Here is a 24812-nt window from a genome sequence, read left to right on the forward strand (position 1 = left end):
TTTAAAGGTGGCTGGGTCGGGTTCAAAACCCGTCTATTCCGGCCACACGTAATGTTTCAGCCAATGTCTGTACGTGTGGGTCGCGAAAAAAAGCGCTCAGTTGCGCTGCGCGACCCGGGCCGATGCCATCGATGGCCAGCCAGGCCTGTGTGTCTCTGGCGACCAGCGTCTGCCAGTTGCCCTCCAGGTTGCCGCGTGCCGCAGGCGGTACACCCAAGGCCTTGAGCCATTGTGCGAAGGGGCGTTGCCGAGCGCTGTGAAGGCTGTCGAGCAGCCGCGTGCGGCTGCGCTCACCGAAGCCATCAATGTTAGCAAGCTCTGCCGCATCCAGGGTTAACCAATCGAGAAAGCCTGCGATTAGACCGGCCTGGATCAATATGTTCCACGTCTCGTGGCCTATGTGTGGCAATGCCAGGCCCTGGTTGCCGCTCAGCCAGGTAAGGCGTGCGAGCAGCTGTTCTTCGCAGCCGGGGTCCAGTTGCCAGCAACTCAAGGCGTGAAAGTCCCGAGGGTCGGGCACTGGCAGGTCGACCCTGGTGGTATTGCGCAGGATCACCTGGTCCAGCCGAGGGATCACTTGGCCCGCCAGGCTGATGGACACGTGGTCGCCCGGGCGAATATCCAGGGCCTGCCAGCGTTTCAAGGAGCCGGCGCTGACCCGGCTGATCCGGCGGTCGTCCAGGCGCACCGGCTCCAGTTCCAGAATGGGGGTGATGCGTCCGGTGCGGCCGATCTTGAATTGCACCTGGCGTACCAGGGCCAGGGCTTTGGAGGCGGGGTACTTCCAGGCGACCGCCCAATAAGGCGCACTGGCCTGCCAGCGTTCAGCGGGTGCGCGCTGCGCCTGGTGCAGCACCACGCCGTCACTGGCAAAGGGCAGGGGGTGGTTGTACCAATAGGTGCGCCAATGTGCTGCTTCGATGATGTCCTGGACGGGCTGGCTGTAGCGCTGGCTGTCGGTGAAACCCCAGCGAGCCAGGGTGGCCAGGCGTTCGGTAAAGGCTGCGGGGCCATTCGGCCAGGCCCAGACAAACAGGCCGATGCCGGCGGCGTCGGTGTCGCTCAACTGCCGACGGTTCATCAGCCCGGCCACCCTGCTGCGCGCGTTGAGCCCGCCGCGTGCCGATTGCACATGCTCGTCGAGGCGCCAATAAAGTTCGCCTTGCAGCACCAGGTCGATGGGTTCCGGCAGTTGCTGGACAATGCCGGGGATCTTGCGCGCGGAGGCCGACCAGTCCTGGCCCAGCTTGCCATCGCCACGGCTGATCACCTGTTTCAACCGCCCCTGGCGGTACACCAGGGTCACTGCAACGCCGTCCACCTTGGGTTGGATCCATACATCCTGGCGCGTGCCCAGCCAGGCGCCCACGGCTTGCTCATCCAGGCGCTTTTCGAGGCCGGTATGGGCGACCGGGTGCGGCAAGGTGCCCCGTGAACTGGCCAGCGGATCATCAGGCGCCGTGGGGGTGGGCACGCATTGGCGCCAGTGGGCCAGACGCTGGCGGGCCTGGTCGTAGAGTTCATCACTGACGGGGGATTGGCCGAGGCGGTGGTAACTGTCGTCCCACAGGCGGATTTGTTCGGCCAGGGTGTCGACCTGGGTCCCGGCCTCATCGGGGCAGTTTTCAGTCCAGGCCGAAAAGGGTAGAGCGCTGAGGAGCAGAGCAATCAGTAAACGCATCATGAGCATCCTTGCTCGAAAGGGGCGCCCAGCCTAAATGATCCGTTCACCCACAAAAAAGCCCCGACGCTGCGGGGCTTTTTACCGGGTGTTTCGGCTTACTTGAACAGGCCGCCCAGCGCTTTCACGGCATCAGGCTTATCAGCCTTGGCTTCCTGGGTTTGCTGCTTGGCATCGGCTTTGGCCTGGGCTTCGGAGAGTTTGTCACAACCTTTGTTGATCTGGTCTTGCGCTGCTTTGAAGGCCTTCACTTTCAAGCTGTCTTTGCTGGCTTCGGCCGCATCGATCTTGGTTTGCAGGTCTGCGGATTGCTTTTGGCAGTCGCCGGAATTGCCGACACCCAGTTGGGAGCCCAGGGCGCCGCTCAATGCGCTCAGGTCGGCGGCGTGGGCCGGCAGGGCGAACAGGCTGATCAGAAGGGCGGCAGGGGCGAGCGTGGAGATGCGCATGAAAAACCTCAATGTTCGATTGCCTGCGCACTTATGAGTCCCGGGCGGGTGCAGGGCAATATCCAAAATAAGGTGAAGGCCCGAGAGGGCGCGGATTCTAGAGGGCCATTATTGTGCCTGCAAGCTTTGGATCCAAAAAATGTGAAGGCGGTCCCGCAGGCAAGAAAAAGCCCCGCCGGGCAAACCCGGCGAGGCTTTATGTACCGTGGGCGATTACAGGCCGGCGGCAGTGCGCAGGTCGTTGGCGCGGTCGGTTTTTTCCCAGGTGAAGGTGGTGAAGGTGTCGTCGCCGACGGTCTTCTGCGCAGGGGTACGACCGAAGTGGCCGTAGGCTGCGGTTTCCTGGTACATCGGGTGCAGCAGGTCGAGCATGGTGGTGATCGCGTAAGGGCGCAGGTCGAAGATCTCGCGCACCAGCTTGATGATCTTGTCATCGCTGATCTTGCCGGTGCCGAAGGTATTCAGCGAGATCGACGTAGGCTGGGCCACGCCGATGGCGTAGGACACCTGAATCTCGCAACGCTCGGCGAGGCCGGCAGCAACGATGTTCTTGGCCACGTAGCGACCGGCGTAGGCGGCCGAACGGTCAACCTTGGATGGGTCTTTACCGGAGAAAGCGCCACCGCCGTGACGAGCCATGCCGCCGTAGCTGTCGACGATGATCTTGCGACCGGTCAGGCCGCAGTCACCTACCGGGCCGCCAATGATGAACTGGCCGGTCGGGTTGATGTGGAACTGGGTGTCCTTGCTCAGCAGTTCGGCCGGCAGCACGTGCTTGACGATCAGCTCCATCACGCCTTCGCGCAGGTCAGCGTAGGAAACGTCCGGGTTGTGCTGGGTCGACAGTACGACGGCGTCAATGCCGACCACCTTGCCGCCTTCGTAGCGGCAGGTCACCTGGGACTTGGCGTCCGGGCGCAGCCAAGGCAGCACGCCGGATTTACGCGCTTCGGCCTGGCGTTGCACGAGCTGGTGCGAGAAGGTGATCGGGGCTGGCATCAGCACCTCGGTTTCGTTGCTGGCGTAGCCGAACATCAGGCCCTGGTCGCCGGCGCCCTGGTCTTCCGGCTTGGCACGGTCGACGCCCTGGTTGATGTCGGGCGACTGCTTGCCGATGATGTTCATCACGCCGCAGGTCGCACCGTCGAAACCGACGTCGGAGCTGTTGTAGCCGATGTCGGTGATCACGTCACGAACGATCTGCTCCAGGTCAACCCAGGCGGTAGTGGTCACTTCGCCGGCGATGATCGCTACACCGGTTTTCACCAGGGTCTCGCACGCCACACGGGCGAACTTGTCTTCAGCGATGATGGCATCCAGCACCGCATCAGAAATCTGGTCGGCGATTTTGTCCGGATGCCCTTCAGACACGGACTCGGAGGTGAAAAGGGAGTATTCGCTCATCTCGATGTTTTCCTGATATTTACCGATGGTGAGTGTCGCCAGTCGGTCGCTGAAAGTGGCGGACCTGGATCTGGAAACCATTACGTAAACCTACATAGAGGCTTTCCCCGGGAACGAGTCCCGCAGCGGTGGCCCAACGGGCCAGATCGTCCTGTTCAAAACCCAACCAGAGATCACCGCAGGCCTCCCTGGCCCAATTCTGGTTGTGGCTGCATAAATCCGTAACCAACAGGCTACCGCCGGGGTGCAGCAACCCGGCCATTTGCTTTAAAGCGTCGGCGGGGGCGGCGAAATGGTGCAAGACCATGTTCAGCACCACGCAATCGGCCTTGATCGTTGTGCTGCTCAGGGCATCAGCCAACTGCAGGCTGACATTGCCCAACGCCTCGCGCTCACAGAGCTGGCGTGCCAGTTCGAGCATCGCCGGGCTGTTGTCCAGCGCCGTGACCTGCCGAAAGCGGCGTGCCAGTTCCGGCAGGAAGCCGCCATCTCCAGGCCCGACTTCCAGCGCCGTCGCTTCTTCACTGAAGCTCAGCTTGTCCAGCAGCGCCAGTACGCTGTCGCGGTATTGGGCCAGGCCTGCGATCAAGTCCTGCTGGGCGCGAAATTTCTCGGCAACCCGTGCGAAAAAGTCCTGGCTCGCGGCGGCACGTTGCCCGTGGACCTGGCCGATGCGTGACTGCACGTCATGGGGCAGGCTCAGGCTGTCCACTTCCTCAAGCAGGGCCGCGTGCAACTTGCCGCCGAGCAGGTCGGCGTGGGGCAGGGCGCGGCGGTAGAAAATCGCATTGCCTTCGCGGCGGGTGGCGACCAGGTCGGCCTGGGCCAGCACCTTCAGGTGGTGGCTCATGCCCGACTGGCCGATGGCGAAGATCTGTGCCAGTTCCAGTACGCCGAATGAGTCGTTGGTCAGTGCGCGCAATACGTTCAGACGCAATGGGTCGCCAGCGGCCTTGCACAAGGCTGCCAGCTCTTCGCCGTCGTCAGGACGCAGGGTGGGCACGGGTAGGTTCATAAGGCCAGCAGTCTAGTGACGGGTGAGTATCCCCGCAAGGTCAATATCAAAAAGTTTTGATATTGATCGATAAGTGGCGGTTATAAGCAGCCGCTATAACCTTTAGACGAAGCGGTTAAAGGTTTCTGCAAGCGATTGCTGCCCAAAGCACAGGAAAAACACCTGCAAGTGACTATCTGTCATTGCCCGCAGGCGGTGGCTGAGGGAAAATGCCGATCCTTTTTTCCGTTTCTTTTAATCATTCACTCTTCAAAATCCTCAGGAGAACAGCGATGCCCAGCCGTCGTGAGCGTGCCAACGCCATTCGTGCCCTCAGCATGGATGCCGTGCAAAAAGCCAACAGCGGCCATCCCGGTGCCCCGATGGGCATGGCGGATATCGCCGAGGTACTTTGGCGTGATTACCTGAAGCACAACCCGAGCAACCCCTCGTTCGCCGACCGTGACCGCTTCGTACTGTCCAACGGCCACGGCTCGATGCTGATCTACTCGCTGCTGCACCTGACCGGCTACGACGTCACCATCGATGACCTCAAGAGCTTCCGCCAGCTGCACAGCCGCACCCCGGGTCACCCGGAATTCGGCTACACCCCGGGCGTCGAGACCACCACCGGTCCCCTGGGCCAAGGCCTGGCCAACGCCGTGGGCTTCGCGCTGGCCGAAAAAGTCCTGGGCGCGCAGTTCAACCGCCCTGGCCACGACATCGTCGATCACCACACCTATGTGTTCCTGGGTGATGGCTGCATGATGGAAGGCATTTCCCACGAAGTCGCGTCCCTGGCCGGTACCCTGGGCCTGGGCAAGCTGATCGCCTTCTACGATGACAACGGTATCTCCATCGACGGCGAAGTCGAAGGCTGGTTCACCGATGACACCCCCAAGCGTTTCGAAGCCTACAACTGGCAGGTAATCCGCAATGTCGACGGCCACGATCCGGAAGAGATCAAGACTGCCATCGACACCGCCCGCAAGAGCGCGCAGCCGACCCTGATCTGCTGCAAGACCACCATCGGCTTCGGCTCGCCGAACAAGCAAGGCAAGGAAGATTGCCACGGCGCCCCATTGGGTGACGCGGAAATCGCCCTGACTCGCGCCGCGCTGAAGTGGAACCACGGCCCGTTCGAAATCCCGGCCGACATCTACGCCGAATGGGATGCCAAGGAAAAAGGCCTGGCCACCGAAGCCGAGTGGGACCAGCGTTTCGCCGCCTACTCCGCCGAATTCCCGGAATTGGCCAACGAGCTGGTGCGTCGCCTGGCCGGTGACCTGCCTGCCGATTTCTCGGAAAAAGCCTCGGCCTACATTGCTGAAGTCGCGGCCAAGGGCGAGACCATCGCCAGCCGTAAAGCCAGCCAGAACACCCTGAACGCCTTTGGCCCGCTGCTGCCTGAGTTCCTCGGCGGTTCGGCCGACCTGGCCGGTTCCAACCTGACCCTGTGGAAAGGCTGCAAAGGTGTCTCGGCCGAAGACGCCAGCGGCAACTACATGTACTACGGCGTGCGCGAATTCGGCATGAGCGCCATCATGAACGGCGTGTCCCTGCACGGCGGCCTGGTGCCTTACGGCGCGACCTTCCTGATGTTCATGGAGTACGCGCGCAATGCCGTACGTATGGCCGCGCTGATGAAGAAGCGCGTGATCCATGTGTACACCCACGACTCCATTGGCCTCGGCGAAGACGGCCCGACGCACCAGCCGGTCGAGCAACTGACCAGCCTGCGCACCACGCCGAACCTGGATTGCTGGCGCCCAGCCGACGCGGTGGAATCCGCGGTGGCCTGGAAGCACGCGATCGAGCGCAAGGACGGCCCTTCGGCGCTGATCTTCTCCCGTCAGAACCTGCAACACCAGGTGCGTACCGACGCGCAGATCGCCGACATCAGCCGTGGCGGCTACGTGCTCAAGGACTGCATCGGCGAGCCCGAGCTGATCCTGATCTCCACCGGTTCCGAAGTGGGCCTGACCGTTCAGGCGTACGACAAGCTGACTGCCCAAGGCCGTAACGTGCGCGTTGTGTCCATGCCGTGCACCAGCGTGTTCGAAGCCCAGGACGCCGGCTACAAGCAATCGGTCCTGCCGTTGCAGGTCAGCGCGCGTATCGCCATCGAAGCGGCTCACGCCGACTACTGGTACAAGTACGTGGGCCTGGAAGGCCGCGTGATCGGCATGACCACCTACGGTGAGTCGGCGCCGGCGCCAGCGTTGTTCGAAGAGTTCGGTTTCACCCTGGAAAATATCCTGGGTCAGGCTGAAGAGCTGCTGGAAGACTAAAGCGCTAACGCGGTGGCCTACTGGTCACCGCCTCTACTGTAGGAGCGAGCTTGCTCGCGAAGATCGTTAACGATAACGCAGCGTTTCTGGTTTAACGCGGCGCTCTCAGGTTCTTCGCGAGCAAGCTCGCTCCTACAGTGGTTTGTGTCGCCCACAATGCGAGAACCCCATGCCCCAAACGCGTCCCTACAAAGTTGCACTCAACGGCTACGGCCGCATTGGTCGTTGCGTCTTGCGTGCTCTGTTCGAGCGAGGGGCGGCAGCCGGGTTTGAAATTGTCGCGATCAACGACCTGGCCGACATGGCCAGCATCGAATACCTGACACGCTTTGACTCCACCCACGGCCGCTTTCCCGGCGAAGTGCGGGTCGAAGGCGATTGTCTGCATATCAACGGCGACTGCGTGAAAGTGTTGCGCAGCGCCACCCCCGAGGGCATCGACTGGGCGGCGCTGGGCGTCGACCTGGTGTTGGAATGCTCCGGTGCCTATCACACCCGTGCCGATGGCCAGCGTTTCCTCGACGCCGGTGCTCCGCGTGTGCTGTTTTCCCAGCCGATGGCCAGCGAGGCGGATGTCGACGCCACCATCGTCTTCGGCATCAACCAGGATTGCCTGACCGGCAATGAGCTGCTGGTGTCCAATGCCTCCTGCACCACCAACTGCAGCGTGCCGCTGTTGCGCCTGCTGGATCAGGCGATCGGCCTGGACTACGTGTCGATCACCACCATCCACTCGGCGATGAACGACCAGCCGGTGATCGACGCCTATCACCATGAAGACTTGCGCCGCACGCGCTCGGCGTTCCAGTCGGTGATTCCGGTGTCCACAGGCCTTGCCCGCGGCATTGAACGCCTGCTGCCGGAACTTGCCGGGCGAATCCAGGCCAAAGCCGTACGGGTGCCGACGGTGAACGTGTCCTGCCTGGACATCACCATGCAAACCGTCAGCGACACGGATGCGACGGAGGTCAACCGGATCCTGCGCGACGCCGCCACCAGCGGCCCGCTCAAAGGCTTGCTGGCCTACACCGAGTTGCCCCACGCCAGTTGTGATTTCAACCATGACCCGCATTCGGCGATTGTCGATGCCAGCCAGACCCGCGTTTCCGGTCCGAGGCTGGTGAACATCCTGGCCTGGTTCGACAACGAATGGGGCTTTGCCAACCGAATGCTCGACGTTGCGGAACATTATCTGCATATCGCCTCTAAACAACCTCAACAGTAATTCAGGAACTGCCACCCATGACCGTGTTGAAGATGACCGACCTCGATCTGCAAGGTAAGCGCGTACTGATTCGCGAAGACCTCAACGTCCCCGTCAAGGACGGTGTTGTCACCAGCGATGCGCGAATCCTGGCCTCGCTGCCGACCATCAAGCTGGCCCTGGAAAAAGGCGCGGCCGTGATGGTCTGCTCCCACCTGGGTCGCCCGACCGAAGGTGAGTTCTCTGCCGAAAACAGCCTCAAGCCGGTAGCCGACTACCTGAGCAAGGCCCTGGGCCGTGACGTGCCGTTGGTGGCTGACTACCTGGGCGGCGTCGACGTTAAGCCTGGCGACATCGTGCTGTTCGAAAACGTGCGCTTCAACAAAGGCGAGAAAAAGAACAGCGACGAACTGGCCCAGCAATACGCCGCCCTGTGCGACGTGTTCGTGATGGACGCTTTTGGTACCGCCCACCGTGCCGAGGGTTCGACCCACGGCGTGGCCAAGTTCGCCAAGGTGGCGGCTGCCGGCCCATTGCTGGCGGCTGAACTGGAGGCACTGGGCAAGGCCCTGGGCGCTCCGGCCCAACCGATGGCTGCCATCGTTGCCGGCTCCAAGGTGTCCACCAAGTTGGACGTGCTCAACAGCCTGAGCCAGATCTGCAACCAGTTGATCGTTGGTGGCGGCATTGCCAATACCTTCCTGGCGGCAGCAGGCCACCCGGTGGGCAAGTCCCTGTATGAGCCGGACCTGCTCGACACCGCCCGCGCCATCGCCGCCAAGGTCAGCGTGCCGTTGCCGGTGGACGTGGTGGTTGCCAAGGAGTTCGCTGAAACCGCCGAAGCCACCGTCAAGCTCATCGCCGACGTGGCCGCCGACGACATGATCCTGGACATCGGCCCGCAAACTGCAGCCAACTTTGCAGAACTGCTGAAAGCCTCCCAGACCATCCTGTGGAACGGTCCGGTCGGCGTGTTCGAGTTCGACCAGTTCGGCAACGGCACCAAAGTGCTGGCCAAGGCCATCGCAGACAGCTCGGCATTCTCCATCGCCGGCGGCGGCGACACCCTGGCGGCCATCGATAAATATGGCGTTGCCGACCAGATCTCCTACATTTCTACCGGTGGCGGTGCATTCCTCGAATTCGTCGAAGGCAAAGTCCTGCCCGCCGTGGAAGTGCTGGAAACCCGAGCCAAAGGCTAAGGCTCGTGATCCGGAAAAGGAGTATTCCCATGATCAAGTCGTTGGCAATGGTGATCGCAGCGGGCCTGTTGGCCGGCTGCGGCAGCACGCCAAGCGCAGCGCCGGCGGCAGGCAAACCTGCCACGGAGCAGAAAAAAAGCTGCTATCAGGCTGACTGGCAAGCCGAGACCATGCCGGTAATCAACAAGCGCATCGGCAACGAACGGCTGGAGAAATACGACTCCGCGCCCAACGGTCAGGAACAGGGTTGCCCTTGACGGGTCTGATCAACTAACCGACGGCATCGGCGGCCTTTGGCCCCGCTGCGAGGATTGGCAATGAAAGGCGTTTTCGCCCTGGCAGCCCTGGCCCTATTGGCCGGTTGCAGCAGCATGAACATGTTCAACAAGGCAGAGCCGGAAGGTAAGTGGACCACCTGGACCTGCGACAGCAAGGCCGAGGTCAACTGGCGCTTCGCCAACCAGGCCCGCAGTGAGGTGGATGTACGCCTCGGCGGTTCCGACCAGGTTTATCGCCTCAAACAGGATGTGGCGGCTTCGGGCGTGCTGTACAGCAACGACCAGTTGGCGTTTCACACAAAAGGTGAGGAAGGCCTGGTTTACTGGGTTGCCACCGACGATTTGATCGGGCGCGGCTGCAAGGCCCAGTAAATAGAACGCGGTCTCAACATCGATGAGACCAAAATGTGGGAGGGGCGGTGCGACGATTCGACTTGCCCCCGATAGCGGTGGATCAGCCAACAGAGTCATCACTGACAGGCTGTCATCGGGGGCAAGCCCCCCTCCCACATCAGCAATAACGATTCAGCACGCCAGGCATGCAAAGCCTGACCTGCAATAACTTGAATAGCAGCCGCCGCTACGGCAGGCTTGCACGATTAACGACCCTCGACCGGGAGAGACAACACAATGGCACTTATCAGCATGCGTCAAATGCTGGACCACGCAGCCGAGTTCGGCTACGGCGTCCCAGCCTTTAACGTCAACAACCTTGAGCAGATGCGCGCCATCATGGAAGCCGCTGACAAGACCGACTCCCCAGTGATCGTCCAGGCTTCGGCCGGTGCGCGCAAATACGCCGGTGCCCCGTTCCTGCGTCACCTGATCCTCGCCGCGATCGAGGAATTCCCACACATCCCGGTGTGCATGCACCAGGATCACGGCACCAGCCCTGACGTGTGCCAGCGCTCAATCCAGCTGGGCTTCAGCTCGGTGATGATGGACGGCTCCCTCGGCGAAGACGGCAAGACCCCAACCGACTACGAGTACAACGTACGCGTGACCCAACAAACCGTGGCCATGGCCCACGCCTGCGGCGTTTCGGTTGAAGGCGAACTGGGTTGCCTGGGTTCCCTGGAAACCGGCATGGCCGGCGAAGAAGACGGCATCGGCGCCGAAGGCGTGCTGGATCACAGCCAGATGCTGACCGACCCGGAAGAAGCCGCCGACTTCGTCAAGAAGACCCAAGTGGACGCCCTGGCGATCGCTATCGGCACCAGCCACGGCGCCTACAAGTTCACCAAGCCACCGACTGGCGACGTACTGGCCATCGACCGCATCAAGGAAATCCACAAGCGCATCCCTAACACCCACCTGGTGATGCACGGTTCTTCCTCGGTACCGCAAGAATGGCTGGCGATCATCAACCAGTACGGCGGCGACATCAAAGAAACCTACGGCGTACCGGTTGAAGAAATCGTCGAAGGCATCAAGTACGGCGTGCGCAAGGTCAACATCGACACCGACCTGCGCCTGGCGTCCACCGGCGCGATGCGTCGCCTGATGGCCACCAACCCGAGTGAGTTCGACCCGCGCAAGTTCTTCGGTGCGACTGTGACCGCGATGCGTGATGTGTGTATCGCTCGTTATGAAGCGTTCGGTACTGCCGGTAATGCTTCGAAGATCAAGCCGATCTCGTTGGAAGCGATGTACCAGCGGTATTTGAAAGGTGAGTTGAACGCTAAGGTGAACTAAGCCTCAGGCGTTAAAAAAGAAGCCCGCAGCGATGCGGGCTTTTTTTTGGCCGGAAATCAGTCTTGCGCCCATCGGGCATGCCTGCTCGAATCGAGGCCGATCCGTTCACTCGTGATCAATATCCAACTTGGCAAACGTCACCTTGGCGCCTTCCTTGCTGTCCCCGCTGTTGTCCTGCACATAAGCGCCTGCCTTGAAGTACAGCGGCTTGGCGGCCCACGCTGCACCGATGCGTTCATTCCACTCGCTGTCGGCGGCGTACACGCTGAGCAGCCCGGCTTTGTTGAGGTTGATTACGTAGGTGAAGCTTTTCTCCAGCGGCACATTGGACGCGACGATGATCACGCGGCTTTCATCTTCGTCCGGGCGCATGCGCACCTTGGCGACGATGTTGCCGGTCTGGGTCTTTTCCTTGAACTGGTATTCGAGCTTGATCAGCGGTTTCTGGCTGTCATAGGCGTGGATCTGGCCGATGACGATCTTGCCGCTGGAGGGCACCTGGTTGACCGCCAATGTGGCCCGCAGGAAGTTGTCGGCTTCGGGGTAGGTCCAATTGCGCAGGCGGCCGTCGGCGTAGGTTTCGCGCAGTTCGCTGCGCGGGTACACGGCGTTTTCGGTGCGGGTGCCGGTGACGGGGGTCCAGAATTGCACGTTGCTGCCTTCGGCCTGGAAGTATTGGTCGTTGAAGCCGCTGAGCAGCCTGGGCGTGTCGATCGTCGCGGGGGGCGAGCCGACCGGAATGCTCAGGTTCCAAGTGGAGAGGTCGATCATGGCATTGGCCTTTTACAGGGGGTGAAGGCTTTGGCCCGGGGGCCTGACAGGTTCTTTATAGGCGGTGGCCGGCCAGTTGTTAAACGTTTGCTGGCAATTTATTGGCGCCAAGGGAATGCCAAAAAGCCATGTTTCCCATGAACCGTGGGCTGTAGAGGTTGACCGTTAGTCGGCTGACTGAACTTTGGCGCAATGATGGCGTCCACGTCACTTCTGATTTTCAGGATCCGGGGCTAGAGTGAGGCCTCAATGTTTGTCCGGGTTTTCTCTCAGAAGTGACCGGAGTAGACCCAAGGAAGAGACCTAGCATGGAATGCGCTCCACCTCATGGCGATGGCAGTTCGGTTCTTCTGGTGGTCGATGACTACCCGGAAAATCTGATCAGCATGCGTGCGCTTCTGCAGCGTGATGATTGGGTGGTGATCACCGCCGCGTCCGGGGTGGAAGCCCTCGAGTTGCTGCTGCAGCATGAGGTCGACCTGGTGCTGCTGGATGTGATGATGCCCGGCATGGACGGTTTCGAAGTCGCTCGCTTGATGCGCGGCAGCCAGCGCACGCGCATGACCCCGATCATTTTTCTGAGTGCCAACGCCCAATCCCCCGCCGCCGTGCTGGAAGGCTACGCCAGTGGCGCCATCGACTACCTGTTCAAGCCCTTCGACCCGCACATCCTCAAGCCCAAGGTCCAGGCGTTGCTGGAGCATCAGCGCAACCGCCGGGCCTTGCAGCGCCTGAGCCATGACCTGGAGTCCGCCCGGGCGTTCAATGCCTCGGTATTGGATAACGCCGCCGAGGGCATCCTGGTGGTGAGTGAAGAGGGCGTGATCGAATACGCCAACCCGGCGATTTCGCGCCTGCTCAATGCCACGATCCAGGAACTGCAAGGCCAGGACTTCCTGAGTTTCCTGCAAAAGCCCCATGTGCCCACTTGGCCGGATTCGCAAATGTACGCCGACTACCGCCGCGGTGAAACCTGGCGCCTGCACGATGCGCTCCTGCGCACCAGCCGGGGCCAGCAAGTGCCGGTGGCGTTGTCCTGCGCGCCGCTGCCCGCAGAGCAGAAGGCCATGGTGGTGACGGTGCTGGATATGTCCGAAGTGCGCCACCTGCACCAGCAGCTGGAATTCCAGGCCGTGACGGATCCGCTGACCGGGCTGTTGAACCGGCGTGGTTTCTACCAGGCGGTGGAAAACACCTTATCCCGCAGTGAGCGGACAGAGCAGTCCCTGGTGTTGCTGTACCTGGACCTCGACGGTTTCAAGCGGGTCAACGACTCCCTGGGTCATGATGCCGGCGACCGTGTATTGCGCTGGGTCTCGGAGCAATTGCAGGGCTGTCTGCGCTCCTACGACATTATTGGCCGCATGGGCGGCGATGAATTCACGGCGCTGCTGGAGCTGGAGTTCCCGGAGCAGGCGGCAAAGATCTCGGAAAAGCTGATCGAGCGAGTGTCGGTGTGCCAGCAGGTCGACGGTTTGGATGTCATGCTCGGCGTCAGCATCGGCATTGCCACCTTCCCGGATTGCGGCGCGGATTTGAGTGGTTTGCTGCGCGCGGCCGACATCGCCATGTACGAAGCCAAGCGCGCCGGCCGCCAGCAATATCGCTATTACGACCAGGAAATGAACGGTCGCGCCCGCTCGCGGCTGATGCTGGAAGACAGCGTGCGTACGGCGATTCAAAACAAGGATTTCACCCTGGTCTATCAGCCCCAGGTTTCGCTGGTGGATGGGCGTTTGCGCGGCGTTGAGGTGTTGTTGCGCTGGCGGCACCCCAGCGTCGGCGATGTGCCGCCGGGGCTGTTTTTACCGTTGCTGGAAGAGGCGCGGCTGATCAGTCAACTGAGCACGTGGATCTATCAGCAGATCGCCGCCCAGCGCCAGGCGTGGCAAGCCGCGTTCGACGATGAATTGGTGTTGAGCGTGAGCCTGAGCAGCAGCCAGTTCAATATGCCGAACCTGGTGAACCAACTGCAGCAGATGCTCGAGCGCTATGGGCTGGAGGGGTACCAGTTGGAGGTGGAAATCAGCGAGGACTGCCTGATGAGTAACCTGGAAGAGGCCGCCAAGCAGCTCAAGTTGCTGCGCCGTATCGGGGTGCGTATCGCCCTGGATGACTTCGGTTCGGGACAGTGTTCCCTGGCGCATTTGCGCGACCTGGCCTTCGATACACTCAAGCTTGATCCGCAATTGGTTGCGCGGCTGCCGGGCTCGGTGCGGGACGCGGCGATGGCGCGCAGCATTATCGAGCTGTGCAGGCATTTTGAGGTGGTCGTGGTGGCCGAGGGCGTGGAAACCCAGGAGCAGGCCCAGTGGCTCAAGGCCCAGGGTTGCCCGTTTATCCAGGGGCCGTGGGCGGCGCAGCCCCTGATGGCTGAAGAAGTGGTCGACTGGTCACGCGCCCGCGTGCGCTGAATTCGCTACACTGGCGCCCATCCGAATCCTGTTGCAGACCCCAATGACCGCGCTGAAATACCTCCAGGCCTACCCCGCTGCCCTCCAGGAGCAAGTGCGCCAACTGATCGCCAAGGACCAGTTGGGCGCCTACCTGGAGCAGCGTTACCCCGATCGCCATGGGGTGCAGAGCGACAAAGCCCTGTACGCCTATGCCCAGGCCTTGAAGCAGGAACACCTGCGCAACGCGCCGGCCATCGACAAAGTGCTGTTCGATAACCGCCTGGACCTGACCCACCGCGCCCTGGGCCTGCACACCACGATTTCGCGGGTGCAGGGCGGTAATCTCAAAGCCAAGAAAGAGATCCGCATTGCCTCGCTGTTCAAAGAGGCCGCGCCGCAATTCCTGCGCATGATCGTGGTTCATGAGCTGGCGCACTTCAAGGAATCGGACCACAACAAAGCGTTCTACAAACTCTGCGACTACATGATGCCCGGCTACCACCAGGTGGAATTCGACCTGCGGGTATACCTCACGTATCGCGACCTGCAGGGCAAGCCCTGACCGCACAAGGCGACCAACCATGGATGTGAGCAAGACCAAAAGCAGCTTCTACCGCCGGCTGTACGTGGCGTACCTGATCGACAGTGGGCTGGCCAGCAGCGTCCCGGCGCTGACCGATGTCACCGGCATGCCCCGGCGCACCGCGCAGGACACGATTGCGGCGCTGGCGGACCTGGATATTGTGTGTGAGTTCGAGCAGGAGGATGGGGCCCGCAACCATGCCGGGCATTATCGGATTCGCGATTGGGGCGCGATTGATCGGGGGTGGATCGAGGTGAATCTCAGCCAGATCAAGCGGGTTCTGGGTTACCCCTGAGTTCAGCGGTGGCTGGGCGGCCTCAAGCGCGCCGCATCCCGATATGCGGAATGTCATCCTCCAGGTATTCCTCACCCGCCACCACAAACCCATACCGCCCGTAATACCCCTGCAGATGGGCCTGGGCTGACAGGAAGATCGGCATCTCAGGCCAGATCTCGTCAATCTGCCTGAGGGTTTCTTCCATCATCTGGTGCCCCAGCCCGGTGCCCCGTGCAACCGGCGCCACGATTACACGGCCGATCACCACGTCGCCGCCCTGGGACTCCGGGTCCAGCAGGCGCAGGTAGGCCACCAGCTCGTCGTCTTTCCACGCCATCAGGTGGTGGGTATCGCCCGCCAGGTCTTGCCCGTCGATATCCTGGTAGACGCACTTCTGCTCGACAACGAAGACCTCGCCGCGCAAACGCAAAATGGCGTACAGCTGCTCCTTGCCCAGGTCGGTGTGATGTTTACAGACCCAATCGACTGTCATGGTGTGTTCTCACTTGAATGTCTGTTCTGGATAGTAAGCGCGACGGACGACTCTGTCTAAATCGACTATTTTTGTGAATGAAATCAATTTGCCATCATTGAGTGCTCTCGACGTCCGTTTCTTTGTGTAATCTGAGCTAATGTTAGAACCTCAGGCCCTGCCTGAGCCAAGGCCACCGCCCGCCGCCAAGGATTTTGAGCATGCCGCGATTGTCTCGTGCCGTTGCTTTGATTGGAGTGTTGTTGCTGGCGACACCTGTGTTCGCACAGCGTCTGCGCCTGGTCGCGGATGCCTGGCCACCGTTTACCGATGCCACCTTGATCAACGGTGGCCTGGCCACCGATATAGTCACCACGGCCTTGGCCCGTGCGGGCTATGCCAGCGACTTCCAACAGGTGCCCTGGGCGCGGGCGCTGATGGGGGTGGGCGATGGGCGCTATGACGTGCTGGTCAACGCCTGGTACGACGAGGCCCGTACACAATTGGGGCAGTTTTCCGGCGAATACCTGCTCAATCGCGTGCGTTTCATCAAGCGCCGTGACGATCCCATCGAGTTTCAGAACCTGGAGCAGTTGCACGACTATCCCATTGCCGTGGTGCGCGGTTATGCCTATTCGGCGGCGTTCGATGGGGATGGGCAGTTGCAGAAAGTGCCGGTGCATAACTTCGCCATGGCGGTACGCATGCTGGCGGCGCAGCGGGTGCGGTTGACCGTGGAGGATGAGTATGTGGCGCGCTATTACCTGTCGCGCGAGTCGGCGCGGGTGCGCAATGCGGTGGAGTTTCTGCCCACGCCACTGAGCGAAAACAGCCTGCATATCCTGGTCAGCCTGAAGAACCCCGAGCATGCGCAGATTGTGGCGAGCTTTGACCGCGAGATTGCCAGGATGAAGGCGGATGGCAGTTATGAGCGGTTGATGAAGGCCCATGGCATGTAGTGCCTGTGCGGGCCTCATCGGGGGCTTGCCACAATGCCAGTCAGTTAAGGAGGAACACCGTAACTGTGGTGAGCGGGCTTGCCCCGCGCTGGGTTGCGAAGCAGCCCCAAAACCTTCACCTCGATTGATTCTGGCACTCTGCGTTGACCTTATTGGGGCCGCTTCGCAGCCCAGCGCGGGCGGTGCGACGATTCGACAAGCCCGCTCACCACAGAGTTATGTGTCAGCCTTTAAGAGTTGTGTAGATACCTATGGCTATCGGGGGCAAGCCCCAATGCCGGTCAGTTAAGGGACAGAACGGGCAACCCGTCACCTGTGGCGAGCGGGTTTGTCGAATCGTCGCACCGCCCGCATTGGGCTGCGAAGCAGCCCCAAAACATAGCCCCGGAGCTGTCTGGCACACTGCAGTGCTCTTATTGGGGCTGCTGCGCAGCCCAACGCGGGGCAAGCCCGCTCACCACAGAAGCCTAATTGCCATAGATTCCGTATTCACTGGAAGTTGTGTAGATACCCATGCCCCGATAGCGACCTAAGCCGCGCTGGTGTCCTTGATCAAATGCGCCGCCAAGGTGCGCAACGGCCCCAATTGCCGGCATATCAATGCCAACTGCGTCTGCACCAGCCTCTGCCCTTCATCAATCTCATCCGGCATCTGCTCCAGGTCCGCCGCCAAGGCCTCCTCGGCATCGCTCTGAATCGCAATCGGCTGCTTGTTAGCCAGCCCGGTGGCGATTTCGTCAATGCTCGCCGCCAGGCTATTGCCGGCGCCATCGATCAAGTGCGCGCGCACCTCGGCCGGCAGTTGGGTTTCGCGGTGTGCCCCGAGCCCCGACAGGTAGCTGAGCAAGGTGTGCGACAGCACCAGGAAGCGAAAGCCCACGTCCGCTTCCTTACGGAAATGCCCCGGCTCCATCAGCATATTGGCCAAGGTGGTGGACAGCGCCGCATCGGCGTTGTGGGCATTGCGCCGGGCCAGGCGGTAGGCCAGGTCGTCGCTCTTGCCAGCGGCGTATTGCTGCATGATCTGGCGCAGGTAGATGCTGTTGCAGGTCAGGGTGTTGGCCAGCACTTTGTTCAGGCGCCGGCCTTGCCAGTCCGGGAGGAACAGGAACACCGCCAGGCCCGCGATCAGGCTGCCAAGCAGGGTATCGAACAGGCGTGGCAGGAACAGTCCGTAGCCATCGCCCACCTGGTTGAAGCAGAACAGCACCATCAGGGTGATCGCCGCCGTGGCCAGGGTGTAGCGGGTGGTGCGGTTGATAAAGAACACCAGGCCGGCGGCGATGGCGAACATCGATTGCACCAGCGGGCTCGGGAACAGGTCGAACAGCGCCCACGCCACGGTGAGGCCGATGGCGGTGCCGATGATTCGCTGGCCGAGCTTGCGCCGCGTGGCACCGTAGTTCGGTTGGCAAACGAACAGCGTGGTGAGGATGATCCAGTAGCCCTGGGAGGCGTGGATCGCATGCAGCATGCCGTAGCCGACGGTCAGCGCCAGGGACAGGCGCAGCGCATGGCGGAACAGCAGCGATGTCGGCGTGAGTTGGGTACGCAGGCGCGTCCACATTTCCTTCAGGTTGCGTGGGGCGCGGTCCAGCAGGTTGCTGTCGGTGGCATCGGCCAGGGCGTCGGGGTTGCTGGCGTCGCCGAGCAGGCGGTCGAGGGTGGACAGGTTGGCCGCCAGGGCGCGCAAGGAGCGCAGCAGGCCGCGCCAGGCCGGGTTGCTCTGGATGCGCAGGTGTTCCAGGGAGGCGTTCAGGTCGCTGAGGGCTTCGGCGAAGCTGTCGTCATAGATGAACGGCTGGCGCAGCTGGATCGACTCGGCCAGGGCCTGGCAGGCCTTGCCTTGCTGACGCAGCAGGCGTTGGCAGCGGAACAGTACATCGCTGTGGAAAAACGCATCGGCCAGGGCGTTGTAAGGATAGTGGGACGAGCTGGCGCGTTCGTGGATGTCCTGGGCCAGGAAGTACAGCTTGAGGTAGCGACTGACCTTCGACCCCGGCCGGCCATTGCCGACACGGTGCAGGATGATTTCCTTCGCCGCATTCAGCGCCGCCACCACCCGGCCGTTTTGCTGGGCCAGTTCCAGGCGGCGGGCTTCCACGTCCAGTTGGCGAATCGGTTCGAACAACGATGATTTGAGCTTCAGGTAACGCCCCAGCTCGCGGAACAACCGCGCCAGGCTCTGCTGCACCGGCTGGTTGGAGAACAGCGCCTGCCACAGCACCGATAACGCGCCGTACCAGGCGGCGCCGGCCACCAGCAGCAACGGCTCGTGCCAGAAATCACTGACGGCGCCGCCGCGCTGGTCCACGCCGATCATGGTGTAGACCGACAGGATCAAGGTGGCCGAAGCAATCGCGCCATAGCGTTCGCCCAAGGCGCCGAGCATGGTCAGGCAGAACGTGGCCAGGGCCAGGGAGATGGCGAAAATCCAGGGGTAGGGGAACAGCAGCTCCACCGACAGCGCGGCAATGCTGAAACACACCAGCGTCACCGCCAGGGCGTTGAGGCGGCCTTGCCAACTGTCGTCGGTCTCGGCCAGGGCGCTGGCGATAATCCCCAGGAACAGCGGGATCAGCAGGGCCATTTCATCCTGATACCAGCACAGCGCCATGCTGCCGGTGAGGGCGATAAACACCCGGATGCTGTAGCTGAATTTATCCAGCGCCCACAGGCGCCGCATGGACTGCTTGAACGAGGTCGATGACATGAAGTCTGGAGTCTTCCGGGACGATGCCGCTAAATTGAGCCATCAGTGACGCCACGGCAAGGGTGGTGATCACATCTGGCAGCAAATTATTCCCAGGCATACCGTAAATCAAATGTGGGAGGGGGCTTGCTCCCGATTGCAGTGTGTCAGTCAGAACATCTATCACTGATACACCGCTATCGGGAGCAAGCCCCCTCCCACATTTTTTACTGCGTCGTGTCAAACAAACTGCGCGGCCGCGTAACCGGAAGCCCAGGCCCACTGGAAGTTAAACCCGCCCAGATGCCCGGTCACATCCAGCACTTCCCCAATAAAGTACAGGCCCGGGCTTTTCAGCGATTCCATGGTCTTGGACGAGACTTCCCGCGTATCCACCCCGCCCAAGGTCACCTCGGCCGTGCGGTAGCCCTCGGTGCCCGCCGGCACCAGTTGCCAGCTCGAGAGTTTTTGCGCGATATCGGCCACTTCAGCGTGGGTGTACTGCTTCATCGGCTTGGACGCGAACCAGGTGTCCGCCAGCAGGTTGGCCATCTTCTTGGTGAAGATTTCACCCAGCAGGGTTTTCAGCTCGCTGTTGGGGCGCTCCACCTGCTGCTGTTGCAGCCAGGTGTGGGCGTCGTGGTCGGGCAGCAGGTTGATCTCCAGCGTGTCGCCGGACTCCCAGTAGGAGGAAATCTGCAGAATCGCCGGGCCGCTGAGGCCGCGATGGGTAAACAGGAGGTTCTCGCGAAAGCTCTGGCCGTTGCAGCTGACCAGGCAATCCACCGAGGTCCCGGACAGCTCGCCACACAAGTCCTTGAGCTGGTCGGTGATGGTGAACGGCACCAGCCCGGCGCGGGTCGGCAGCAGTTCGTGGCCGAACTGCCTGGCGACTTGATAGCCAAAACCGCTGGCGCCCAGGGTCGGGATCGACAGGCCGCCGGTGGCGATCACCAGGGATTCGCAGCGCAGTTCACCCAGGGTGGTCTGCAACTGGTAGCCGCTGTCGACCTTGGCGATTTCTTCAATCGAGGTGTCCAGGTGCAGGCTCACGCCGGTCTGGATGCACTCGTCCAGCAGCATGCCGAGGATGTCACTGGATTTGTTATCGCAGAACAGCTGGCCGAGTTTCTTCTCGTGGTACGGCACACCGTGCTTGGCCACCAGCCCGATAAAGTCCCACTGGGTATAGCGGGCCAGGGCGGACTTGCAGAAGTGCGCGTTGTGCGAGAGGAAGTTGGCCGGCTCGGTGTACATATTGGTGAAATTGCAGCGGCCGCCGCCTGACATCAGGATCTTCTTGCCGGCCTTGTTCGCATGGTCGAGCAACATCACCTTGCGCCCACGCCCGGCGGCGGTCAGTGCGCACATCAAGCCTGCGGCGCCGGCGCCAATGATCACAACTTCGGTCGAGCGCACAGCAATGTCCTCACAAAAATAGGGGGCTGAAATGCAATCAAAACTGGGGGAGGGGGCTTGCTGTGGTGAGGGGGGCTTGCTCCCCGATTCAGTGGGGCTGCTTCGCAGCCCAGCGCGGGGCAAGCCCGCTCACCACAGCAAGCCCGCTCACCACAGCCCCGTTCACCACAGCAAGCGCCCTCCCACATTGGATCTCCATATAGGTCGGAGACCGTGTTACAGGATCCGAACGCGCAACGAACGGCCTTTGATCTTGCCGTCGTTCAAGCGCTGCAACGCCTGCTTGGCGATGCCGCGTTCCACGGCCACGAAGGCCTGGAAGTCGAAGATCGCGATCTTGCCGACCTGGGCACCCGGGATGCCGGCTTCGCCGGTCAATGCGCCGAGGATGTCGCCCGGGCGCACCTTGTCTTTGCGCCCGGCGGCGATGCACAGGGTGCTCATCACCGGCAGCAGCGGACCACCGCTTTGCGGCTTGAGGTTGTCGAGTTGGTCCCAGTTCAGCGGCGACTTCTGCAGTTGCTCGATGGCCTGGGCGCGATGCGCTTCGGACGGCGCCACCAGGCTGATGGCGATGCCGGTCTCACCGGCACGACCGGTACGGCCCACGCGGTGGATGTGGATTTCCGAGTCGCGGGCCAGTTCGACGTTGATGACCATGTCCAGCGCGTCGATGTCAAGGCCGCGGGCGGCGACGTCGGTGGCCACCAGGACCGAGGTACTGCGGTTGGCGAACATCGCCAATACCTGGTCACGGTCGCGCTGTTCCAGGTCGCCATGCAGGCCGACGGCGGAAATGCCCTTGGCCGTCAGGTGATCGACGGTTTCCTGCACTTGCTGCTTGGTGAAGCAGAACGCCACGCAGGAGGCCGGGCGGAAATGCGCCAGTACCTTGGTCACGGCGTCCATGCGTTCTTCCGGGGAGATCTCGTAGAAACGCTGCTCGATCTGGTCGTCGGAGTGGAACGCTTCGGCTTTCACTTGCTGCGGCGCGCGCATGAATTTCGACGCCAGTTGCTTGATGCTCACCGGGTAGGTGGCCGAGAACAGCAGGGTCTGGCGGCGCGGCGGGGTCTTGCTGATGATGTCTTCGATGGCGTCGTAGAAGCCCATGTCGAGCATGCGGTCGGCTTCGTCGAGGATCAGGGTGTTCAAGCCGTCCAGCACCAGCGAACCCTTGCGCAGGTGTTGCTGGATACGGCCCGGGGTGCCGACGATCACGTGGGCGCCGTGCTCCAGGGAGGCGATCTGCGGGCCGAGGGACACGCCGCCGCACAGGGTCAGGACCTTGATGTTGTCTTCGGCGCGGGCCAGGCGGCGGATTTCCTTGGCGACCTGGTCGGCCAGCTCACGGGTCGGGCACATCACCAGGGCCTGGCAGCCGAAGTAGCGCGGGTTGATCGGGTTCAGCAGGCCAATGCCGAACGCCGCGGTCTTGCCGCTGCCGGTCTTGGCCTGCGCAATCAGGTCCAGCCCCTTGAGGATCACCGGCAAGCTTTGCGCCTGGATCTGCGTCATCTCGACATAACCCAGCGAGTCGAGGTTAGCCAGCATGGCGGCGGACAGGGGCAAAGTATTAAAAGCGGTGGCGATGGTAGTCACGGGACTGGCTCTGCAAAACAAAATGTCGCGCAGTGTACCAGCCCTGTGGGAATTTCCCCGCAAGTTCTAGACGAGACGCTGGTTAATGCTCGATATGCTGTTCCGGGCTGGCCGCCCGTTTACCGTCTTTGGGCGACAATTGCAGGAAGATCGCCGCCGCCAGCATCGCCATGATGCCCACGGTGAGGAAGGTCAGCTGGAAGGCGCCGAGCACGCTTTCCACGCCATCGTTGCCGGACTCGGCAGTAAAGCCGCCAAGCAACGCACCGGCGCATGCTACCCCAAGGCTCAGGGACAATTGCGCCACCACTGACAGCAAGCTGTTGCCGCTGCTGGCCTGGGCGTCGTCAAGGTCGATGAGGGTGACGGTGTTCATCGCGGTAAATTGCAGCGAGTTGATCGCCCCCAGCACCGCCAGCATGGCCAGCAGCAGCGGGTAGGGCGTCTGTTCGCTGACCAGGCCCATGCTCGCCAGCATGATGCCCAGGGCCAGGGTGTTGCCGGTCAGCACCACGCGATAACCCAGGCGCTCGATCAACGGGCGCGCCACCGACTTGGCGAACATAGCCGCCGCCGCCAGGGGCAGCATGCTCATGCCGGCCTGGGACGGCGAATACCCCAGGGCCACTTGCAGCAGCAACGGCACCAGGAACGGCAAGGCACCGCTGCCCAGGCGCGCGAACAGGTTGCCGAGGATGCCCACCGCAAACGTGCGGGTCTTGAACAGCGCCGGTGAAAACAACGGGTTATCGATATGCCCGGCGCGCAGCCAGTACGCCGCCAGGCACGCCAACCCGCCGAACAGCAGCAGCATCACCCGCAGGTGGGGCAGATGCAGCTCGCCCAGACCTTCCATGGCAATGGTGATCAGCACCATCGCCGCGCCGAACAGCAGGAAACCGAGGCCATCGAAGCGCGTGCGCTCGCTGCCGCGCAGGTCGGGGATGAATTTCCACACGGCGTAGCAACCGATCATGCCCACCGGCAGGTTGATCAGGAAGATCCAGTGCCAGGTCAGGTATTGCACCATCCAGCCGCCCATGGTCGGGCCGAGCAAGGGCCCGAGCAGGCCGGGGATAGTAATGAAACCCATGATCCGCACCAGCTCGGAGCGGGGGTAGGCGCGCAGCACCACGAGCCGCCCGACCGGCAGCATCAGCGCACCGCCGAGGCCCTGGATGACCCGCGCGCCCACCAGCATGGTCAGGCTGCTGGACAGGGCGCACAGCAAGGAGCCGATGCTGAACAGCATGATCGCACCGAAGAAAATCTTCTTGGTGCCGAAGCGGTCGGCGATCCAGCCCGAGGCCGGGATCAGCAAGGCGACGGTGAGCATGTAGGCGATCACCACCCCTTGCATGCGCAGCGGGTTTTCCGCCAGGTCCCGGGCCATGGCCGGCAGTGCCGTGTTGAGAATCGTCCCATCCAGCGATTGCATGAAGAAGGCAATCGCGACCACCCAGGGGAGCCAGCGGGCGGTCTTGGCATCGAGAGGGGCACGATCTGGCATGGGGTACCTTTTTGTTAGCCGGCTATGTGTCGGCGATTATGCGCCATTCGTCGCTCCTTTTCCCACTGGCGGTTCGTCTAAGTCCGACAAGTTCGCGTGCTCTCCCACCAGGAAATCCAACAACGCCCGGTGCACCGCCAAAGCGGCCTCGCGGGACTCCAGGTCGAGTAAATGCCCAGTGTGTTCGGCCACCGCAAAGCTGCTGTGGCCCACGTACTGTTTGAACAGTCGGGCCTCGGCGGCGGGGGTGTATTCGTCCAGCGCACCATTGAGAAAGTGCACCGGGGTTTCGATCTGCCGCAGCGCCGGCAGGTAGTTGCCATCACCCAATGCCAGCACCTGGTGGATATGAAAGCGCGCCTGGCGGTACTCGGTGGTGGCCATGTTTGACAGGTGCCGATGGTTGTTGCGCTTGAGGCGTGGCGACAGGTATTTGCCGACGGTCTCGTTCAGCAGGTGGCCGACGGCGGATTTGTCATCGGCCTCGATCAGCACCCGCACGCGCTCCACATAGTCGAGCATGGCCTGGTTGAGGTTGGGCGCCAGGGCCATCACCACCGAGCTTTCGATCGACGGCGGGTTGTGCGCCAGGGTCAGCAGCGTGGAGATGCCGCCCCAGGAGGCCGAGACCAGATGGTTGACCTGGAAGCGTTCGACCAGGGCGCGCAGGATTTGCACCTCGTCATCCTTGGTCACCAGGTCGAGGTCGGTGTTGTGTTCGCGGGAATAGCCCGAGAAGGGCAGGTCGAACAACAACACATTGAAATGCTCGGCCAGGCATTTGCTGGTACGGGCGAATGAGCGTGTGGTGGACAGTGCGCCATTGACCATCAGAATGGTGTTCTTTTCCGAATCGTTTCCCAGTTGCTCAACATGAACGTTGTAGTGCTTGAACAGCTTTTCTATGACAAAACTTCCATGGTTCATGTCAAC

21 protein-coding genes are annotated in these 24812 nt (G+C 61.9%); 10 read left to right on the forward strand and 11 right to left on the reverse strand.

Annotated elements, in window-relative coordinates; genetic code table 11:
- Positions 1 to 22: 22 nt before the first annotated feature.
- The 4 genes from ligB to PspCFBP13509_RS16755 form a co-directional block, all read right to left on the reverse strand.
- Entirely contained in the window at positions 23 to 1684 is a 1662-nt protein-coding gene (ligB, locus tag PspCFBP13509_RS16740) for an NAD-dependent DNA ligase LigB (protein ID WP_137212374.1), read from the reverse strand.
- A 95-nt stretch (positions 1685 to 1779) separates the two neighbouring features.
- Positions 1780 to 2130, reverse strand: a complete 351-nt coding sequence (locus PspCFBP13509_RS16745) for a hypothetical protein (protein WP_065925491.1) — start codon at positions 2128 to 2130, stop codon at positions 1780 to 1782.
- 213 nt (positions 2131 to 2343) lie between these two features.
- A complete protein-coding gene (gene metK, locus PspCFBP13509_RS16750) occupies positions 2344 to 3534 on the reverse strand; it encodes a methionine adenosyltransferase (protein WP_065925490.1) in 1191 nt (396 codons plus the stop codon).
- Positions 3535 to 3553: 19 nt separating this feature from the next.
- Entirely contained in the window at positions 3554 to 4549 is a 996-nt protein-coding gene (locus PspCFBP13509_RS16755; protein ID WP_027606041.1) for an ArsR/SmtB family transcription factor, read from the reverse strand.
- A 272-nt stretch (positions 4550 to 4821) separates the two neighbouring features.
- Here PspCFBP13509_RS16755 and tkt point away from each other — a divergent pair, with 272 nt between their 5' ends.
- From tkt to fba, 6 genes are all read left to right on the forward strand, one after another.
- Complete coding sequence (gene tkt, locus PspCFBP13509_RS16760; protein ID WP_065947509.1) at positions 4822 to 6819, forward strand: transketolase; 1998 nt, start codon at positions 4822 to 4824, stop codon at positions 6817 to 6819.
- A 169-nt stretch (positions 6820 to 6988) separates the two neighbouring features.
- Positions 6989 to 8044, forward strand: a complete 1056-nt coding sequence (gene epd / locus PspCFBP13509_RS16765; protein WP_065947508.1) for an erythrose-4-phosphate dehydrogenase — start codon at positions 6989 to 6991, stop codon at positions 8042 to 8044.
- Positions 8045 to 8061: 17 nt separating this feature from the next.
- Positions 8062 to 9225 carry a phosphoglycerate kinase gene (locus PspCFBP13509_RS16770; RefSeq protein WP_027606038.1) on the forward strand — a complete coding sequence of 388 codons (1164 nt, stop codon included), beginning with the start codon at positions 8062 to 8064 and terminating at the stop codon, positions 9223 to 9225.
- Between the two features lie 29 nt (positions 9226 to 9254).
- Positions 9255 to 9482 (forward strand): hypothetical protein, encoded by a 228-nt coding sequence (locus PspCFBP13509_RS16775; protein WP_027606037.1) that lies wholly within the window; start codon positions 9255 to 9257, stop codon positions 9480 to 9482.
- A 60-nt stretch (positions 9483 to 9542) separates the two neighbouring features.
- Positions 9543 to 9875 (forward strand): MliC family protein, encoded by a 333-nt coding sequence (locus tag PspCFBP13509_RS16780; RefSeq protein ID WP_027606036.1) that lies wholly within the window; start codon positions 9543 to 9545, stop codon positions 9873 to 9875.
- 258 nt (positions 9876 to 10133) lie between these two features.
- Complete coding sequence (gene fba / locus PspCFBP13509_RS16785) at positions 10134 to 11198, forward strand: class II fructose-bisphosphate aldolase (protein WP_003177554.1); 1065 nt, start codon at positions 10134 to 10136, stop codon at positions 11196 to 11198.
- Between the two features lie 105 nt (positions 11199 to 11303).
- On the opposite strand, the gene PspCFBP13509_RS16790 is transcribed toward fba, so the two are convergent.
- The gene (locus tag PspCFBP13509_RS16790) at positions 11304 to 11969 is read right to left on the reverse strand and encodes a polysaccharide lyase family 7 protein (RefSeq protein ID WP_065925486.1); all 666 of its coding nucleotides are present in this window, start codon (positions 11967 to 11969) and stop codon (positions 11304 to 11306) included.
- Positions 11970 to 12277: 308 nt separating this feature from the next.
- On the opposite strand from PspCFBP13509_RS16790, the gene PspCFBP13509_RS16795 reads away from it, so the two are divergent.
- From PspCFBP13509_RS16795 to PspCFBP13509_RS16805, 3 genes are read left to right on the forward strand one after another with little or no spacing between them, the layout of a single operon-like run.
- Positions 12278 to 14383, forward strand: a complete 2106-nt coding sequence (locus tag PspCFBP13509_RS16795; protein ID WP_065925485.1) for a putative bifunctional diguanylate cyclase/phosphodiesterase — start codon at positions 12278 to 12280, stop codon at positions 14381 to 14383.
- Positions 14384 to 14426: 43 nt separating this feature from the next.
- The gene (locus PspCFBP13509_RS16800) at positions 14427 to 14927 is read left to right on the forward strand and encodes a M48 metallopeptidase family protein (protein ID WP_065925484.1); all 501 of its coding nucleotides are present in this window, start codon (positions 14427 to 14429) and stop codon (positions 14925 to 14927) included.
- A 19-nt stretch (positions 14928 to 14946) separates the two neighbouring features.
- Entirely contained in the window at positions 14947 to 15243 is a 297-nt protein-coding gene (locus PspCFBP13509_RS16805) for a winged helix-turn-helix domain-containing protein (RefSeq protein ID WP_065925483.1), read from the forward strand.
- A 22-nt stretch (positions 15244 to 15265) separates the two neighbouring features.
- Here the strand turns inward: PspCFBP13509_RS16805 and PspCFBP13509_RS16810 are convergent, their stop codons facing one another.
- Positions 15266 to 15718: a GNAT family N-acetyltransferase gene (locus tag PspCFBP13509_RS16810; protein WP_065925482.1), complete on the reverse strand. Its 453-nt coding sequence runs from the start codon at positions 15716 to 15718 to the stop codon at positions 15266 to 15268.
- A gap of 200 nt (positions 15719 to 15918) precedes the next feature.
- On the opposite strand from PspCFBP13509_RS16810, the gene PspCFBP13509_RS16815 reads away from it, so the two are divergent.
- On the forward strand, positions 15919 to 16656 hold the full coding sequence (locus tag PspCFBP13509_RS16815) for a substrate-binding periplasmic protein (protein WP_065947505.1): 738 nt from the start codon (positions 15919 to 15921) through the stop codon (positions 16654 to 16656).
- A 529-nt stretch (positions 16657 to 17185) separates the two neighbouring features.
- Here the strand turns inward: PspCFBP13509_RS16815 and yccS are convergent.
- The 5 genes from yccS to PspCFBP13509_RS16840 all read right to left on the reverse strand — a co-directional run bounded on the left by yccS (position 17186) and on the right by PspCFBP13509_RS16840 (position 24806).
- Complete coding sequence (yccS, locus tag PspCFBP13509_RS16820) at positions 17186 to 19369, reverse strand: YccS family putative transporter (protein WP_065947504.1); 2184 nt, start codon at positions 19367 to 19369, stop codon at positions 17186 to 17188.
- A 219-nt stretch (positions 19370 to 19588) separates the two neighbouring features.
- The gene (locus PspCFBP13509_RS16825; protein ID WP_065938167.1) at positions 19589 to 20767 is read right to left on the reverse strand and encodes an NAD(P)/FAD-dependent oxidoreductase; all 1179 of its coding nucleotides are present in this window, start codon (positions 20765 to 20767) and stop codon (positions 19589 to 19591) included.
- A gap of 216 nt (positions 20768 to 20983) precedes the next feature.
- Positions 20984 to 22321: an ATP-dependent RNA helicase DbpA gene (dbpA, locus tag PspCFBP13509_RS16830; protein ID WP_235865629.1), complete on the reverse strand. Its 1338-nt coding sequence runs from the start codon at positions 22319 to 22321 to the stop codon at positions 20984 to 20986.
- Positions 22322 to 22451: 130 nt separating this feature from the next.
- Complete coding sequence (gene mdtD / locus PspCFBP13509_RS16835; protein WP_065925478.1) at positions 22452 to 23879, reverse strand: multidrug transporter subunit MdtD; 1428 nt, start codon at positions 23877 to 23879, stop codon at positions 22452 to 22454.
- A 36-nt stretch (positions 23880 to 23915) separates the two neighbouring features.
- On the reverse strand, positions 23916 to 24806 hold the full coding sequence (locus PspCFBP13509_RS16840; protein ID WP_065925477.1) for an alpha/beta fold hydrolase: 891 nt from the start codon (positions 24804 to 24806) through the stop codon (positions 23916 to 23918).
- Positions 24807 to 24812 lie beyond the last annotated feature (6 nt).

The organism is Pseudomonas sp. CFBP13509, from assembly GCF_005233485.1.
Lineage (GTDB): Bacteria > Pseudomonadota > Gammaproteobacteria > Pseudomonadales > Pseudomonadaceae > Aquipseudomonas > Aquipseudomonas marginalis.